The 412-nt window shown below is 38.3% G+C and carries 1 pseudogene; it reads left to right on the top strand.

Annotation, left to right across the window (positions count from 1 at the left end):
* Window positions 1-185 precede the first annotated feature (185 nt).
* Window positions 186-353 (top strand): annotated as a pseudogene (locus J7R10_RS10155) (trwi protein); the annotation flags it as partial.
* Window positions 354-412 lie beyond the last annotated feature (59 nt).

Raw genomic sequence — 412 nt, 5'->3', positions numbered from 1 at the left:
GTGTGGCCTTCCCAACCGGAAAACCAATCACTAACCAAAAAAAGAAACACCATCAAAATACAAAAACCCCCTTTAAATAAAAGAGAAACCCTGGGTAACCGATCAGGAGTTGCAGTCCCATAACCGGAGAAATAAGGACTAGGGGAGATTTTATCCAAAGGAAGATCTCAATAGAAATTTCCTGAAAAATAATTATAACAATAACTCCCTTCGTTTCAATCGGTATCACCTTCGCTTTTATGGTAGATGGATGGCTGGTAAATCGCGGTGCAATAGATATGCCTGCCTCTAAATTCCTAAGACGTTGCTTGCAAATCAGCATTATTACTTCAATGGCATTGTCTGGAGGACTTTAACAGCAAGAAATTGCAAATGTGATAATAGAAATGCCGCATAATTTATTAAGTTCACT

Source organism: Bartonella vinsonii subsp. berkhoffii ATCC 51672 (genome assembly GCF_902825225.1).
Classification (GTDB): Bacteria; Pseudomonadota; Alphaproteobacteria; order Rhizobiales; family Rhizobiaceae; genus Bartonella; species Bartonella berkhoffii.
The sequence above is the reverse complement of the archived record's forward strand: the minus strand, read 5'-3'. Positions and strand labels throughout refer to the sequence as shown.